Here is a 16687-nt window from a genome sequence, read left to right as displayed (position 1 = left end):
CCGAAGTCGATCACATGGCATCGTCCGTGTCATCCGCGTCACGCGCACACCCCGCCGTGCGCGGCCGACGCACACGACGCGCAGAGTCCGGGAGCCACCCCATGACGATCGAGAACCCCCAGCCGCTCTGGCAGCCAGATCCGCAGCGCATCGCCGACGCCCAGATCACCAGGTTCCAGGCCTGGGCCGCCGAGCACCACGGCGCCCCGGCCGACGGAGGCTACGCAGCCCTGCACCGCTGGTCGGTCGACGAGCTGGAGACCTTCTGGAAAGCCGTCACGGAGTGGTTCGACGTCCGTTTCACGAGCCCCTACACGCGCGTGCTGGGCGACCGCCCGATGCCCGGCGCCCAGTGGTTCCCCGGCGCGACCCTCAACTACGCGGAACACGCCCTGCGCGCCGCCGCCACCCGGGCCGACGAACCCGCGCTCCTGCACGTCGACGAGACCCACGAACCCCAACCCGTCACCTGGGCCGAGCTGCGCCGCCAGGTCGGCTCCCTCGCCGCCGAACTGCGCGCCCTCGGCGTACGCCCCGGAGACCGCGTCAGCGGCTACCTCCCGAACATCCCGCAGGCCGTCGTCGCCCTCCTCGCCACCGCCGCCGTCGGAGGCGTCTGGACCTCCTGCGCCCCCGACTTCGGCGCCCGCAGCGTCCTCGACCGCTTCCAGCAGATCGAACCGGTCGTCCTGTTCACCGTCGACGGCTACCGCTACGGCGGCAAGGAGCACGACCGCCGCGACGTCGTCGCCGAACTGCGCCGCGAACTGCCGACCCTGCGCGCGGTGGTGCACATCCCGCTCCTCGGCACGGACGCACCCGAGGGCGCCCTGGAGTGGCCGGCCCTCATCGCGGGCGACCAGGAACCCGTCTTCGAGCAGGTGCCCTTCGACCACCCCCTGTGGGTGCTCTACTCCTCCGGCACCACCGGCCTGCCCAAGGCCATCGTCCAGTCCCAGGGCGGCATCCTCGTCGAACACCTCAAGCAGCTCGGCCTGCACTGCGACCTCGGCCCCGACGACCGGTTCTTCTGGTACACCTCGACGGGCTGGATGATGTGGAACTTCCTCGTCTCCGGCCTCCTCACCGGCACCACGGTCGTCCTCTACGACGGCAGCCCCGGCTACCCGGACACGGGCGCCCAGTGGCGGATCGCCGAACGCACCGGAGCCACCCTCTACGGCACCTCGGCCGCCTACGTCATGGCCTGCCGCAAGGCCGGCGTCCACCCCGGCCGGGACTTCGACCTCTCGAAGGTCCAGTGCGTCGCCACCACCGGCTCGCCCCTGCCGCCCGACGGCTTCCGCTGGCTCCACGACGAGGTCCGCGACGACCTGTGGATCGCCTCCGTCAGCGGCGGCACGGACGTGTGCTCCTGCTTCGCCGGGGCCGTCCCCACCCTGCCCGTCCACATCGGCGAACTCCAGGCCCCCAGCCTCGGCACCGACCTCCAGTCCTGGGACCCCAGCGGCCGGCCCCTCGTGGACGAGGTCGGCGAACTCGTCGTCACCAACCCCATGCCGTCCATGCCGGTCTACTTCTGGAACGACCCGGAAGGCACCCGGTACCACGACAGCTACTTCGACACCTACCCCGGCGTATGGCGCCACGGCGACTGGATCACCGTCACCTCACGCGGATCCGTCGTCATCCACGGCCGCTCCGACTCGACCCTGAACCGCCAGGGCGTCCGCATGGGATCCGCCGACATCTACGAGGCGGTGGAGCGCCTGCCCGAGATCAAGGAATCCCTGGTCATCGGCATCGAACAGCCCGACGGCGGCTACTGGATGCCCCTGTTCGTCCACCTGGCGCCCGGCGCCGTCCTCGACGACGCCCTGCTCGGCCGCATCAAGCAGACCATCCGCGAACAGCTCTCCCCGCGCCACATCCCGGACGAGATCATCGAGGTCCCCGGCGTCCCCCACACCCTCACCGGCAAGCGCATCGAGGTCCCGGTCAAGCGCCTCATGCAGGGCACCCCGTTGGACAAGGCGGTCAACCCGGGCTCCATCGACAACCTCGACCTCCTCCACTTCTACGAGGACCTGGCCCGCAAGCGCTCCTGACCACCCCGGCCACGGCCTCCCCGGCCAAAGGGGAGTCCGCGGCCCGGTCCCGTTGTCAGTGCCCCTGGTTACTGTGAGTGAGCATTGATCGCCGCACTGCTCACAGGGGGAACGATGACGGACACCGACCGCCGCACCATGCGACACGTCCTGCGTCGCGAGATCGCCGGCACGATCGGCCTGCTCACCGACGAACACGACTTCCGGGTCATGCGCCGGTACCGCAGCTTCACCTTCGACGACCACACGACCTACCTCGAACAGGTCGAAGACCTGCTCCGCACCCGGGCGGCCCAGGGCACCCACACCACGATCGCCCTCTTCGACCCGGAGGACTACGCCGCCTTCTGCACCGGCACCGGCCTCGAACCCGACACCCCGGCCAGCCGCACCCGCTTCACCGCCGAACTCGCGACGACAGGCCCCACCGTCCCCTACGACGGCCGCCCGCTGAAGGAACTCGTCCCGGTCCTCGTCGACGAAGCCGTCCGGCAGGCCACCTGGGAGTACGCCGCGACGCTCCTGGCGCGCCTCGGCCCCTGCGTCACCTGCGGCGAGGACATCGGCCGCGCGGCCTTCACACGAGCCTCCCGCCTCGTCACCCGCGTCCTCGACACCGCCCCACCCGGCAACCGCCACCTCGTGTGCAGCGTGACGGGCACCCCGGAGACCCTCCTCGCCGTCCTCCACGCCGACCAGCAACCCGACGGCACCCACCACCTCGACGAAGCCGAACTACTGGAATTCACCACCGTCCTCGCCCTCGGCCTCGCCACCCGCAGCCCCGGCGGACTGGTCATGCGCACCAGCGCCCCAGGCACCACCGACTGTATCTACGGCTGGCGCCTGCGCGCCGACCAGGGCGACGGCCTCGTCCCTCTCACCGCCGGTGAGGTCTTCGACGCCTACTGCACCGACGTGGAGTCCGGCGACCTCATCTCCCCGGAATCCGGCGTCGACTACTGCGTGCCGCCCGACCTCGGGGACGACGGGGCACCGCCGGCACACCGGCACTGACGCGAACGGGGCGCCCCACCCACAGGTGGAGCGCCCCGGCACACCGCCGAACGCGACCGGCTACTCGCCCGACAGCACAGCCTGAGCGGCGCTGCGCGCCTCGTCGGCGCTGTCCGTCGCACGCGCCGCGGCGGCCGCACGCTCGCACTGGGCCAGCGTGTACTTCGCCAGCGTGGCCCGCACGTACGGGATCGACGCAGACCCCATCGACAGGGAGGTCACCCCCAGACCGGTCAGCACACACGCCAGGAGCGGATCCGACGCCGCCTCACCGCACACGCCACAGCTCTTGCCCTCGGCCTTCGCCGCCTCTGCGGACAGCGCGACCAGGTCGAGCAGCGCAGGCTGCCACGGGTCCTGAAGGCGCGACACCGCACCCACCTGACGGTCCGCGGCGAACGTGTACTGCGCGAGGTCGTTCGTCCCCAGCGACAGGAACTCGACCTCCTGCAGGATGGACCGCGCCCGCAACGCGGCCGACGGGATCTCGACCATCGCGCCGAATTTGGCGCGCAGCCCCGCCTCACGGCACGCGTTCGCGAACGCCTTGGCGTCGGCGCGGTCGGCCACCATCGGGGCCATGACCTCGAGGTACACCGGCAGACCCTCGGCAGCCTTGGCCAGCGCCGTCAACTGCGTCCGCAGCACGTCGGGGTGGTCCAGCAGCGTCCGCAGCCCGCGCACGCCCAGCGCCGGGTTGGGCTCGTCGGCCGGCGTCAGGAAGTCCAGCGGCTTGTCCGCGCCCGCGTCCAGGACACGGACGACGACCCGCCCCTCGGGGAAGGCCTCCAGCACCTGGCGGTAGGCCGCGACCTGCTTCTCCTCCGACGGCGCCTGCTTGCTGTCGTCGAGGAAGAGGAACTCCGTGCGGAACAGACCCACACCCTCGGCGCCGGCCTCCACGGCCGCCGGCACGTCGGACGGCCCGCCCACGTTGGCCAGCAGCGGCACCTTGTGCCCGTCCGCCGTGGCGCCCGGCCCGGTCGAAGCGGCCAGCGCGGCCTTGCGCTCGGCGGCCGCGGCCTCCAGCTCGGCCCGCTTCTGCGCGCTCGGTTCCACGAAGACGTCGCCGGTGCTGCCGTCCACCGCGACGACCGTGCCCTCGGCCAGCTCACCGGCGCCCGGCAGCGCGACCACGGCGGGCACACCGAGCGCCCGCGCCAGGATCGCGCTGTGGCTGGTCGGCCCACCCTCCTCGGTCACGAACCCGAGGACCAGCGTCGGGTCCAGCAGCGCCGTGTCGGCCGGCGCGAGATCACGGGCCACCAGCACGTACGGCTCGTCACTGTCCGGGACACCCGGCATCGGGACACCCAGCAGCCGCGCGACGATACGGTTCCGCACGTCATCGAGGTCCGCCACACGCCCCGCCAGGTACTCACCGGCACCGGCCAGCAGCTCGCGGTACGCGGCGAAGGCGTCGTACACGGCACGCTCTGCCGTGCTGCCGACGGCGATCCTGCGCTCCACGTCGGCCATCAGCTCGGGGTCTTGGGCCATCATGGCCTGGGCCTCGAGCACGGCCTGGGCCTCGCCGCCCGCAAGGTTGCCGCGTGCCATCAGATCGGCGGCCACCGCCTCCACGGCCTTGCGAGCGCGCCCCTGTTCACGCTCGGCGTCCTCCGGCGGGATCTGCTTGGCCGGCGGTTCCAGGACCGCCGTCCCCATGTGCCGTACCTCGCCGATCGCCACACCGTGGCTCACGCCGACGCCTCGCAGCGTTGTCTCCATCTCACCCGTCTCCGTTGACGCGGCGGGCCCCGCCGCCGCGGTGGTTGTGATCGGTGCCTGTGCGCCGCCGTACGACGGCGGTGATGTCACTTCCAGGTGAAGAGACTGTCGCCGGCCTTCACTTCGCCGCTCTCACGGAGCTCGGACAGCGCCTCGGCCGTGGCCTCGAGCGCGACGACCGGGCACACCGGGGACTTGCCGGCGGCCTCGACGGCGGACGGGTCCCAGCGGACGACGGCCTGGCCGCGGGCCACGGTGTCGCCCTTGCTCACCAGCAGTTCGAAGCCCTCACCGTTCAGCTGCACGGTGTCGATGCCGAGGTGGGTGAGGACGCCGTGACCCTGGTCGTCGACGACGACGAACGCGTGCGGGTGAAGCGAGACGACGACTCCGTCCACCGGAGACACGGCCTCGGACGGCTCACGGACGGGGTCGATCGCGGTGCCCGGGCCGACCATGGCCCCGGAGAAGACCGGATCCGGTACGGACGCCAGTCCTACGGCGCGTCCGGCGAGCGGGGACGTCACGGTGGTCATGGGAAGCCTCCCAGGAGTGGAGATCCATAGGGCCGTCTCTGCCTGTGCGGGACGGCACTGTTGAGCAGGGTATGTCACATGAAGTGCCGATTCCGCGTGAGCACTCCAGAGTGGTCTAGACCATACAGCAAACCGATTTGCACCCGCTCGTCGGCCGCGTGTACAGTCGTACTCCTGCTTGGGGGTGACCGACGCCGCTGTGTGTCGTGACCCGGCAGCACCCAAACTTGTCAGATCCTATCTTCGGATCCCTTTCTGCATGCCTGCGGAATGGTGGTCAGGAGGACGGAAAAACACTGATAGAGTTTGGAACACCGAAGGGAAGCGCCCGGAGGAAAGCCCGAGAGGGTGAGTACAAAGGAAGCGTCCGTTCCTTGAGAACTCAACAGCGTGCCAAAAGTCAACGCCAGATATGTTGATACCCCGTCTCCAGCATCTGCTGGGGCGAGGTTCCTTTGAAATAAACACAGCGAGGACGCTGTGAACGTCGGGATCATTCCTCCCGATGTTCCGCTCTCGTGATGTGTGCACCCGATTACGGGTAAACATTCACGGAGAGTTTGATCCTGGCTCAGGACGAACGCTGGCGGCGTGCTTAACACATGCAAGTCGAACGATGAACCACTTCGGTGGGGATTAGTGGCGAACGGGTGAGTAACACGTGGGCAATCTGCCCTGCACTCTGGGACAAGCCCTGGAAACGGGGTCTAATACCGGATACTGATCTACTTGGGCATCCAAGTGGTTCGAAAGCTCCGGCGGTGCAGGATGAGCCCGCGGCCTATCAGCTTGTTGGTGAGGTAATGGCTCACCAAGGCGACGACGGGTAGCCGGCCTGAGAGGGCGACCGGCCACACTGGGACTGAGACACGGCCCAGACTCCTACGGGAGGCAGCAGTGGGGAATATTGCACAATGGGCGAAAGCCTGATGCAGCGACGCCGCGTGAGGGATGACGGCCTTCGGGTTGTAAACCTCTTTCAGCAGGGAAGAAGCGAGAGTGACGGTACCTGCAGAAGAAGCGCCGGCTAACTACGTGCCAGCAGCCGCGGTAATACGTAGGGCGCAAGCGTTGTCCGGAATTATTGGGCGTAAAGAGCTCGTAGGCGGCTTGTCACGTCGGTTGTGAAAGCCCGGGGCTTAACCCCGGGTCTGCAGTCGATACGGGCAGGCTAGAGTTCGGTAGGGGAGATCGGAATTCCTGGTGTAGCGGTGAAATGCGCAGATATCAGGAGGAACACCGGTGGCGAAGGCGGATCTCTGGGCCGATACTGACGCTGAGGAGCGAAAGCGTGGGGAGCGAACAGGATTAGATACCCTGGTAGTCCACGCCGTAAACGGTGGGCACTAGGTGTGGGCAACATTCCACGTTGTCCGTGCCGCAGCTAACGCATTAAGTGCCCCGCCTGGGGAGTACGGCCGCAAGGCTAAAACTCAAAGGAATTGACGGGGGCCCGCACAAGCGGCGGAGCATGTGGCTTAATTCGACGCAACGCGAAGAACCTTACCAGGCTTGACATACACCGGAAACGTCCAGAGATGGGCGCCCCCTTGTGGTCGGTGTACAGGTGGTGCATGGCTGTCGTCAGCTCGTGTCGTGAGATGTTGGGTTAAGTCCCGCAACGAGCGCAACCCTTGTCCCGTGTTGCCAGCAGGCCCTTGTGGTGCTGGGGACTCACGGGAGACCGCCGGGTCAACTCGGAGGAAGGTGGGGACGACGTCAAGTCATCATGCCCCTTATGTCTTGGGCTGCACACGTGCTACAATGGCCGGTACAATGAGCTGCGATACCGCGAGGTGGAGCGAATCTCAAAAAGCCGGTCTCAGTTCGGATTGGGGTCTGCAACTCGACCCCATGAAGTCGGAGTCGCTAGTAATCGCAGATCAGCATTGCTGCGGTGAATACGTTCCCGGCCTTGTACACACCGCCCGTCACGTCACGAAAGTCGGTAACACCCGAAGCCGGTGGCCCAACCCCTTGTGGGAGGGAGCTGTCGAAGGTGGGACTGGCGATTGGGACGAAGTCGTAACAAGGTAGCCGTACCGGAAGGTGCGGCTGGATCACCTCCTTTCTAAGGAGCACTTCTCACCAACTTCGGTTGGTCAGAGGCCAGTACATCAGCGAATGTCTGATGCTGGTTGCTCATGGGTGGAACGTTGACTACTCGGCACGGTCCAGGATGGACCAGGCGCTAGTACTGCTCTTCGGAGCGTGGAACGCTGATCTGGTCGACTGACTGTGTCGGGCACGCTGTTGGTGTCTGAGGGTACGGCCGCGAGGTCGCCTTCAGTGCCGGCCCCAGTGCACTCGAGCTTCGGTTCGGGGTGATGGGTGGTTGGTCGTTGTTTGAGAACTGCACAGTGGACGCGAGCATCTGTGGCCAAGTTTTTAAGGGCGCACGGTGGATGCCTTGGCACCAGGAACCGATGAAGGACGTGGGAGGCCACGATAGTCCCCGGGGAGTCGTCAACCAGGCTTTGATCCGGGGGTTTCCGAATGGGGAAACCCGGCAGTCGTCATGGGCTGTCACCCGCTGCTGAACACATAGGCAGTGTGGAGGGAACGCGGGAAGTGAAACATCTCAGTACCCGCAGGAAGAGAAAACAACCGTGATTCCGGGAGTAGTGGCGAGCGAAACCGGATGAGGCCAAACCGTATGCGTGTGAGACCCGGCAGGGGTTGCGTATTCGGGGTTGTGGGATCTCTCTTGATCAGTCTGCCGGCTGGTCGACGAGTCAGAAACCGTTGATGTAGGCGAAGGACATGCGAAAGGTCCGGCGTAGAGGGTAAGACCCCCGTAGTCGAAACGTCAGCGGCTCGTTTGGGAGACACCCAAGTAGCACGGGGCCCGAGAAATCCCGTGTGAATCTGGCGGGACCACCCGCTAAGCCTAAATATTCCCTGGTGACCGATAGCGGATAGTACCGTGAGGGAATGGTGAAAAGTACCGCGGGAGCGGAGTGAAATAGTACCTGAAACCGTGTGCCTACAAGCCGTGGGAGCGTCGGGCAAGCACTTGTGCTTGCCTCGTGACTGCGTGCCTTTTGAAGAATGAGCCTGCGAGTTTGCGGTGTGTTGCGAGGTTAACCCGTGTGGGGAAGCCGTAGCGAAAGCGAGTCCGAATAGGGCGATATAGTAGCGCGCTCAAGACCCGAAGCGGAGTGATCTAGCCATGGGCAGGTTGAAGCGGAGGTAAGACTTCGTGGAGGACCGAACCCACCAGGGTTGAAAACCTGGGGGATGACCTGTGGTTAGGGGTGAAAGGCCAATCAAACTCCGTGATAGCTGGTTCTCCCCGAAATGCATTTAGGTGCAGCGTCGTGTGTTTCTTGCCGGAGGTAGAGCACTGGATAGGCGATGGGCCCTACCGGGTTACTGACCTTAGCCAAACTCCGAATGCCGGTAAGTGAGAGCGCGGCAGTGAGACTGTGGGGGATAAGCTCCATGGTCGAGAGGGAAACAGCCCAGAGCATCGACTAAGGCCCCTAAGCGTACGCTAAGTGGGAAAGGATGTGGAGTCGCAGAGACAACCAGGAGGTTGGCTTAGAAGCAGCCACCCTTGAAAGAGTGCGTAATAGCTCACTGGTCTAGTGATTCCGCGCCGACAATGTAGCGGGGCTCAAGCGTACCGCCGAAGTCGTGTCATTCCAGCATGTACTCCCAACGGAGGCTGGGATGGGTAGGGGAGCGTCGTCTGCCGGGTGAAGCAGCCGCGGAAGCGAGTTGTGGACGGTTGACGAGTGAGAATGCAGGCATGAGTAGCGATTCACACGTGAGAAACGTGTGCGCCGATTGACTAAGGGTTCCTGGGTCAAGCTGATCTGCCCAGGGTAAGTCGGGACCTAAGGCGAGGCCGACAGGCGTAGTCGATGGATAACCGGTTGATATTCCGGTACCCGCTGTGAAGCGTCAAACATCGAATCCAGTGATGCTAAGCCCGTGAAGCCGCCGGCTGAGTCTTCGGACGAGGTCGGAGTGGTGGAGCCGGTGACCCGAGCTGGTAGTAGGTGAGTGATGGGGTGACGCAGGAAGGTAGTCCATCCCGGCGGTGGTTGTCCCGGGGTAAGGGTGTAGGACGTCAGGTAGGCAAATCCGCCTGACACATAGTCTGAGACCTGATGCCGAGCCGATTGTGGTGAAGTGGATGATCCTATGCTGTCGAGAAAAGCCTCTAGCGAGTTTCATGGCGGCCCGTACCCTAAACCGACTCAGGTGGTCAGGTAGAGAATACCGAGGCGTTCGGGTGAACTATGGTTAAGGAACTCGGCAAAATGCCCCCGTAACTTCGGGAGAAGGGGGGCCATCACTGGTGATCCAATTTACTTGGTGAGCTGGGGGTGGCCGCAGAGACCAGCGAGAAGCGACTGTTTACTAAAAACACAGGTCCGTGCGAAGCCGTAAGGCGATGTATACGGACTGACGCCTGCCCGGTGCTGGAACGTTAAGGGGACCGGTTAGTCGAGATTCGTCTCGGCGAAGCTGAGAACTTAAGCGCCAGTAAACGGCGGTGGTAACTATAACCATCCTAAGGTAGCGAAATTCCTTGTCGGGTAAGTTCCGACCTGCACGAATGGCGTAACGACTTCTCGACTGTCTCAACCATAGGCCCGTTGAAATTGCACTACGAGTAAAGATGCTCGTTTCGCGCAGCAGGACGGAAAGACCCCGGGACCTTTACTACAGTTTGATATTGGTGTTCGGTTCGGCTTGTGTAGGATAGCTGGGAGACTGTGAAGCTCGGACGCCAGTTCGGGTGGAGTCGTCGTTGAAATACCAGTCTGGTCGTGCTGGATGTCTAACCTGGGTCCGTGATCCGGATCAGGACAGTGTCTGATGGGTAGTTTAACTGGGCGGTTGCCTCCTAAAGGGTAACGGAGGCGCCCAAAGGTTCCCTCAGCCTGGTTGGCAATCAGGTGTTGAGTGTAAGTGCACAAGGGAGCTTGACTGTGAGACCGACGGGTCGAGCAGGGACGAAAGTCGGGACTAGTGATCCTGCGGTGGCTTGTGGAAGCGCCGTGCTCAACGGATAAAAGGTACCCCGGGATAACAGCTGATCTTCCCAAGAGTCACATCGCCCAAGATCTTCCCCAAGAGTCCATATCGACGGGATGGTTTGGCACCTCGATGTCGGCTCGTCGCATCCTGGGGCTGGAGTCGGTCCCAAGGGTTGGGCTGTTCGCCCATTAAAGCGGTACGCGAGCTGGGTTTAGAACGTCGTGAGACAGTTCGGTCCCTATCCGCTGTGCGCGTAGGAGTCTTGAGAAGGGCTGTCCCTAGTACGAGAGGACCGGGACGGACGAACCTCTGGTGTGCCAGTTGTTCTGCCAAGGGCATGGCTGGTTGGCTACGTTCGGGAGGGATAACCGCTGAAAGCATCTAAGCGGGAAGCCTGCTTCGAGATGAGGACTCCCACCCACTTGATGGGGTAAGGCTCCCAGTAGACGACTGGGTTGATAGGCCGGATCTGGAAGCACAGTAATGTGTGGAGGTGACCGGTACTAATAGGCCGAGGGCTTGTCCTCAGTTGCTCGCGTCCACTGTGTTGGTTCTGAAACCACGAACAACCCCATGTGCCACACATGGTGCGGTTGATTGTTTCATAGTGTTTCGGTGGTCATAGCGTGAGGGAAACGCCCGGTTACATTCCGAACCCGGAAGCTAAGCCTTACAGCGCCGATGGTACTGCAGGGGGGACCCTGTGGGAGAGTAGGACACCGCCGAACTCCTTTTAGAGCTCCGGCTCTTGGGCAAAACAGCCCGAGAGCCGGAGCTTTTTTGTGTTGAGGTAGGGTCGGGGAGCATCGTCGGTTCGTTCACCACAGGAGGCCCCCGGGTGGAGGTCCAGGAGACCCGTGTCCAGACAGACCGGGTCCTCACCATCCCCAACATCCTCAGCATGGCGCGGCTCGTCGGCGTGCCGCTGTTCCTGTGGCTGATTCTGCGGCCCGAGTTCGGTGGGCCCAAGAGTGACGGCTGGGCGCTTCTGGTGCTGGCCCTGAGCGGTGTCAGTGACTACCTGGACGGCAAGCTCGCCAGGCGTTGGAACCAGATCAGCAGCCTCGGCCGGCTTCTCGACCCGGCGGCCGACCGACTCTACATTCTTTCCACTTTGGTCGGCCTCACCTGGCGGGAGATTCTGCCGCTGTGGTTGACCGGTGTACTGCTTGCGCGTGAGCTGGTTCTGCTGGTCATGGTGGGCATCCTCCGACGGCACGGCTATCCGCCGCCGCAGGTGAACTTCCTGGGGAAGGCGGCCACCTTCAACCTGATGTACGCGTTCCCGTTGCTGCTGCTCAGTGACGGTAGTGGTTGGATCTCGTCACTCGCTGCTATTTTCGGATGGGCGTTCGCCGGATGGGGTACAACGCTCTATTGGTGGGCAGGAGTCCTCTACGTGGTACAAGTCCGCCGCCTCGTTCGCGCGGACGCCGCCATGGCCGATTGAACTCACCGATTGCAGCGGGCGTAGCGGCTCGATGGCCCGCGCGGGAAAAGTGCGGGACAATCTGGACGGGTGAAGTCGGCTAGACCGTCGTCTCTGGAGGAGGACGCTTCCGACATGAAGGCCGTCGTGATGGCCGGGGGCGAAGGCACACGCCTTCGCCCCATGACCTCGAGCATGCCCAAGCCGCTCCTGCCGGTGGCCAACCGGCCGATCATGGAGCACGTGCTGCGGCTGCTCAAAAGGCATGGGCTGAATGAGACCGTCGTTACCGTTCAGTTCTTGGCCTCTCTCGTCAAGAACTACTTCGGTGATGGCGAAGAGCTCGGTATGGAGCTCACGTATGCCAATGAGGAGAAGCCACTCGGTACCGCCGGAAGCGTCAAGAACGCAGAGGAAGCACTGAAGGACGACGCCTTCCTCGTCATTTCCGGCGATGCCCTGACGGACTTCGACCTCACCGAGCTCATCAACTTCCACAAGGAAAAGGGCTCGATGGTCACCGTCTGTCTGACGCGTGTGCCGAATCCGCTGGAATTCGGTATCACGATCGTCGACGAGGAGGGCCGCGTCGAGCGCTTCCTGGAGAAGCCGACCTGGGGCCAGGTCTTCTCGGACACCGTGAACACCGGTATCTACGTCATGGAGCCCGAGGTATTCGATTACGTCGAAGCCGATGTGCCCGTGGACTGGTCGGGTGACGTCTTCCCTCAGCTGATGAAGGAGGGCAAGCCCATCTACGGCTATGTCGCGGAGGGCTACTGGGAGGACGTCGGTACGCACGAGAGCTATGTGAAGGCCCAGGCAGACGTTCTGGAGGGCAAGGTCGACGTCGAGCTCGACGGCTTCGAGATCTCTCCCGGTGTGTGGGTGGCCGAGGGTGCCGAGGTGCACCCCGACGCCGTGCTGCGCGGGCCGGCGTACATCGGTGACTACGCCAAGGTCGAGGCCGGTGCCGAGATCCGGGAGCACACCGTCGTCGGCTCCAACGTCGTCGTCAAGAGCGGTGCCTTCCTGCACAAGGCCGTCGTGCACGACAACGTGTACGTCGGGCCGCACTCCAATCTCCGGGGCTGTGTCGTCGGCAAGAACACCGACATCATGCGTGCCGCGCGGATCGAGGACGGCGCGGTCATCGGTGACGAGTGCCTGATCGGTGAAGAATCGATCGTTCAGGGCAATGTGCGGGTGTACCCGTTCAAGACCATCGAGGCCGGTGCCTTCGTCAACAACTCGGTGATCTGGGAGTCCAGAGGCCAGGCGCATCTCTTCGGTGCCCGCGGTGTCTCCGGCATCCTGAACGTCGAGATCACGCCCGAGCTCGCGGTGCGGCTGGCGGGTGCGTACGCCACCACCCTGAAGAAGGGGGCCACCGTCACGACGGCCCGTGACCACTCGCGTGGTGCGCGGGCGCTGAAGCGGGCGGTGATCTCCGCGCTGCAGGCCAGCGCCATCGACGTACGGGACCTGGAGAACGTGCCGCTGCCGGTCGCGCGGCAGCAGACCGCGCGCGGCAGTGCCGGCGGCATCATGATCCGCACGACGCCCGGGGTGCCGGACTCGGTGGACATCATGTTCTTCGACGGGCAGGGCGCCGACCTGTCGCAGGCCAGTCAGCGCAAGCTGGACCGGGTCTTCGCACGGCAGGAGTACCGGCGCGCGTTCCCGGGCGAGATCGGCGACCTGCACTTCCCTGCGAGCGTCTTCGACTCCTACACCGGGTCGCTGCTGCGGAACGTCGACACGACCGGGATCGCCGAGTCCGGGCTCAAGGTCGTCGTGGACGCGTCCAACGGAAGCGCCGGTCTGGTGCTGCCCAGCCTGCTCGGCAAGCTGGGCGTGGACTCGCTGACGATCAACCCCGGTCTCGACGAGTCCCGGCCCACCGAGTCCGCCGACACCCGGCGGTCGGGTCTCGTGCGGCTGGGCGAGATAGTGGCGTCGGCGCGGGCCGCGTTCGGTGTGCGGTTCGACCCCGTCGGCGAGCGACTGTCGCTGGTCGACGAGAAGGGGCGGATCGTCGAGGACGACCGGGCCCTGCTCGTCATGCTCGACCTGGTGGCCGCGGAGCGGCGGAGCGGGCGCGTGGCCCTGCCGGTGACGACCACGAGGATCGCTGAGCAGGTGGCCGCCTATCACGGGACGCAGGTCGAGTGGACGACGACGTCGCCCGACGACCTGACCCGCGTGGGCGGCGACGAGGCGACGATCTTCGGTGGTGACGGCCGCGGCGGCTTCATCATCCCGGAGTTCAGCAGTGTCTTCGACGGCACCGCCGCCTTCGTGCGGCTGATCGGTCTGGTGGCGCGTACGCAGCTCACGCTCAGCCAGATCGACGCGCGGATCCCGCGGGCGCACGTCCTCAAGCGGGACCTCGCGACCCCGTGGGCCGTCAAGGGGCTCGTGATGCGTCGGGTCGTCGAGGCCGCCGGGGATCGCTTTGTCGATACGACCGACGGTGTGCGGGTCGTGGAGACGGACGGCCGCTGGGTGATGGTGCTGCCCGACCCGGCCGAGGCGGTCACCCATCTGTGGGCCGAGGGCCCGGACGACGCGTCCGCCCAGGCGCTGCTCGACGAGTGGGCGGCGGTCGTGGACAGCGCCGGACGCTGAGTCCCGCGTAAGCACGCGTGCCGGACAGGTACCCCTGAAAGGGGCCTGTCCGGCACACGCGGTGGGGCCATTCGGAGTATCGGCGGCGACGTGCGACGATGTGCGGCATGCCGCAGCCCCCCGTTCGGAGCACACCCACGCGCCCGCCGCGTCCGGACGCGTCCATGTCGCTGCTCACCAACGTCATGGACCACAGTCTCGACGACGGCTACGCGCAGGCCGCCGCCCGCAAGAAGGCCGCCGGTGAGGGAGGGCTGCCCAAGACGCTGCGGGCCAAGCTGGGGCTCGCCGTGGGCCTCGTGCTCGCGGCGCTCGTGGTGACCGTGGGAGCAGCGCAGGCGCGCGTGGCGGCGCCCGTCGTGGCCAAGGAGCGTGAAGAGCTCGTCGACCGCGTCGAGAAGGAGACCGAGGCGGCGGACGAGCTGGAGAAGACGGTCGACGAGCTGCGCGCCGACGTGAGCGCGCGGCAGCGCGAGGCGCTCAAGTCGGCCGGTCACGGCGAGCAGGCCGACCTGGTGAGCATCCTGTCCGGTGCCGTCGAGGTGACGGGGCCGGGCGTGAAGCTGGTCGTGGACGACGCCAAGGAGGCGGGCGACGCCGCCGGGGGAGACGCGCGCGGGTCGTCCGGGTTCTCGGACACAGGGCGGGTGCGCGACCGCGACATGCAGCGCGTCGTCAACGGACTCTGGGAGTCCGGCGCGGAGGCCGTCTCGATCAACGGGCAACGGCTGACCGCCCTGTCCGCGATCAGGGCCGCGGGGGACGCGATACTGGTCGACAACAGGCCGCTGGTGCCGCCGTACACGGTGCTCGCGGTGGGGGACGGGGAGCGGCTGAGCCGCGCCTTCCAGGACAGCGCCGACGGCCTGTACCTGAACGCCCTGCAGGAGAACTTCGGCATCCGGACCAGCATCTCCGCGCAGGAGGACCTCCGCCTGCCCGCGGCTCCGAGCGTGATCGTCCGTACAGCACAGCCGAACACCGAGACAACTGAGAAGGGCACATCGTGATCGCCGTACTGGGCCTCGTCGTGGGCGTCGTGGCCGGCCTGTTGGTCCGGCCCGAGGTTCCGGCGGTCGTCGAGCCGTATCTGCCGATCGCCGTCGTGGCGGCTCTCGACGCCGTCTTCGGTGGTCTGCGGGCCATGCTCGACGGCATCTTCGACGACAAGGTCTTCGTCGTGTCGTTCCTGTCGAACGTGGTCGTGGCCGCGTTGATCGTGTTCCTGGGCGACAAGTTGGGCGTGGGCGCGCAGCTGTCCACCGGCGTCGTCGTCGTGCTCGGCATCCGGATCTTCTCCAACGCCGCCGCGATCCGCCGGCACGTCTTCCGGGCGTGACGCCGATGAGCAACCAGGACGGCACCCCGGAGAACCGGCTGCGCGAGGAGTTGCCCGAGGAGGTGCACACCGACCCCGAAGAGGCTCCTGAGGCCCCTGAGGAGGACGGTGACCGCCCGGCGGAGCTGACCGGCCGGCAGCGGCTGGTGAAGGGCCTGTGGCCGCCGCGGGTGAGCCGCGCCCAACTCATCGTGGCGCTGCTGCTGTTCGGGCTCGGCTTCGGTCTCGCGGTCCAGGTCGCCTCGAACAGCGACGGCGACAGCGCGCTGCGCGGAGCACGCCAGGAAGATCTTGTCCGCATCCTCGATGAACTCGATGACCGCACTCAGCGTCTTGAGGACGAGAAGCAAGGTCTCGAGAAGCAGCGGGACGAACTGGAGAACAGTTCCGACCAGGCCGAGGAGGCCCGCAGGCAGACCGTCGAGAAGGAGAAGCAACTCGGCATCCTGGCGGGCACCGTGGCCGCTGAGGGACCTGGCATCACGATCACCATCGACGACACGAAGGGGACGGTCGAGGCGGACATGCTGCTCGACGCGATCCAGGAGCTGCGCGCGGCCGGGGCGGAGGCGATGCAGGTGAACGGTGTCCGCATCGTCGCCGGCACCTATCTGTCCGACGCGGGCAACACCGTGAGCGTCGACGGGAACAAGATCAACGCCCCGTATCGTTTCAAGGTCATCGGCAAACCGCAGGATCTGGAGCCGGCCCTCAACATCCCGGGAGGCGTGGTCCAGACACTGGAGAAGGAGCAGGCCACCGTGACCATCGAGCGGTCTGACAAGATCGTTGTGGACGCCTTGCGAGCGGCGAAGCGGCCTGACTACGCTCGGTCGTCCTCCCGGTGATCCGGCGGTGCATGGGGGACTTCCGGCAAGGGCATGAGGTTGCGGGGGGTCGGCGCACCGATTGGGTGGTGCGTGGTGGAAACTGTCTGGCG

Annotated in this window: 9 protein-coding genes and 3 rRNA genes; 10 read left to right on the top strand and 2 right to left on the bottom strand. The window is 65.6% G+C overall.

What is annotated here, in order from left to right; translation table 11 throughout:
• Positions 1 to 101: 101 nt before the first annotated feature.
• On the top strand, positions 102 to 2069 hold the full coding sequence (locus tag F8R89_RS05940) for an acetoacetate--CoA ligase (protein ID WP_151782978.1): 1968 nt from the start codon (positions 102 to 104) through the stop codon (positions 2067 to 2069).
• 114 nt (positions 2070 to 2183) lie between these two features.
• Positions 2184 to 3086: a hypothetical protein gene (locus tag F8R89_RS05935; protein ID WP_151782977.1), complete on the top strand. Its 903-nt coding sequence runs from the start codon at positions 2184 to 2186 to the stop codon at positions 3084 to 3086.
• Between the two features lie 60 nt (positions 3087 to 3146).
• On the opposite strand, the gene ptsP is transcribed toward F8R89_RS05935, so the two are convergent.
• Both ptsP and F8R89_RS05925 read right to left on the bottom strand, forming a co-directional pair.
• Positions 3147 to 4817: a phosphoenolpyruvate--protein phosphotransferase gene (ptsP, locus tag F8R89_RS05930; protein WP_151782976.1), complete on the bottom strand. Its 1671-nt coding sequence runs from the start codon at positions 4815 to 4817 to the stop codon at positions 3147 to 3149.
• Between the two features lie 86 nt (positions 4818 to 4903).
• Complete coding sequence (locus tag F8R89_RS05925) at positions 4904 to 5353, bottom strand: PTS glucose transporter subunit IIA (protein WP_151782975.1); 450 nt, start codon at positions 5351 to 5353, stop codon at positions 4904 to 4906.
• A gap of 548 nt (positions 5354 to 5901) precedes the next feature.
• On the opposite strand from F8R89_RS05925, the gene F8R89_RS05915 reads away from it, so the two are divergent.
• The 8 genes from F8R89_RS05915 (at position 5902) to F8R89_RS05880 (ending at position 16595) form a co-directional block, all read left to right on the top strand.
• Positions 5902 to 7424, top strand: a 16S ribosomal RNA gene (locus F8R89_RS05915).
• Between the two features lie 307 nt (positions 7425 to 7731).
• Positions 7732 to 10875: ribosomal RNA gene (locus F8R89_RS05910) — 23S ribosomal RNA — on the top strand.
• An 84-nt stretch (positions 10876 to 10959) separates the two neighbouring features.
• Positions 10960 to 11076 (top strand): 5S ribosomal RNA (rrf, locus tag F8R89_RS05905).
• Together the 16S, 23S and 5S rRNA genes form the textbook arrangement of a ribosomal RNA operon.
• A gap of 110 nt (positions 11077 to 11186) precedes the next feature.
• Complete coding sequence (locus tag F8R89_RS05900; protein ID WP_062674484.1) at positions 11187 to 11798, top strand: CDP-alcohol phosphatidyltransferase family protein; 612 nt, start codon at positions 11187 to 11189, stop codon at positions 11796 to 11798.
• Positions 11799 to 11912: 114 nt separating this feature from the next.
• Positions 11913 to 14408: a mannose-1-phosphate guanyltransferase gene (locus tag F8R89_RS05895; protein WP_151782974.1), complete on the top strand. Its 2496-nt coding sequence runs from the start codon at positions 11913 to 11915 to the stop codon at positions 14406 to 14408.
• 98 nt (positions 14409 to 14506) lie between these two features.
• The gene (locus F8R89_RS05890; protein ID WP_151782973.1) at positions 14507 to 15418 is read left to right on the top strand and encodes a DUF881 domain-containing protein; all 912 of its coding nucleotides are present in this window, start codon (positions 14507 to 14509) and stop codon (positions 15416 to 15418) included.
• The gene (locus F8R89_RS05885; protein ID WP_003988855.1) at positions 15415 to 15747 is read left to right on the top strand and encodes a small basic family protein; all 333 of its coding nucleotides are present in this window, start codon (positions 15415 to 15417) and stop codon (positions 15745 to 15747) included. Before F8R89_RS05890 ends, F8R89_RS05885 begins: the two co-directional genes overlap by 4 nt.
• Before the next feature lie 5 nt (positions 15748 to 15752).
• Positions 15753 to 16595 carry a DUF881 domain-containing protein gene (locus F8R89_RS05880; RefSeq protein ID WP_151782972.1) on the top strand — a complete coding sequence of 281 codons (843 nt, stop codon included), beginning with the start codon at positions 15753 to 15755 and terminating at the stop codon, positions 16593 to 16595.
• The last annotated feature ends 92 nt before the right edge of the window (positions 16596 to 16687 follow it).

This window comes from Streptomyces sp. SS1-1 (genome assembly GCF_008973465.1).
In the GTDB taxonomy this organism is placed as follows: domain Bacteria; phylum Actinomycetota; class Actinomycetes; order Streptomycetales; family Streptomycetaceae; genus Streptomyces.
This window is presented reverse-complemented; position numbering and strand designations above follow the sequence as displayed.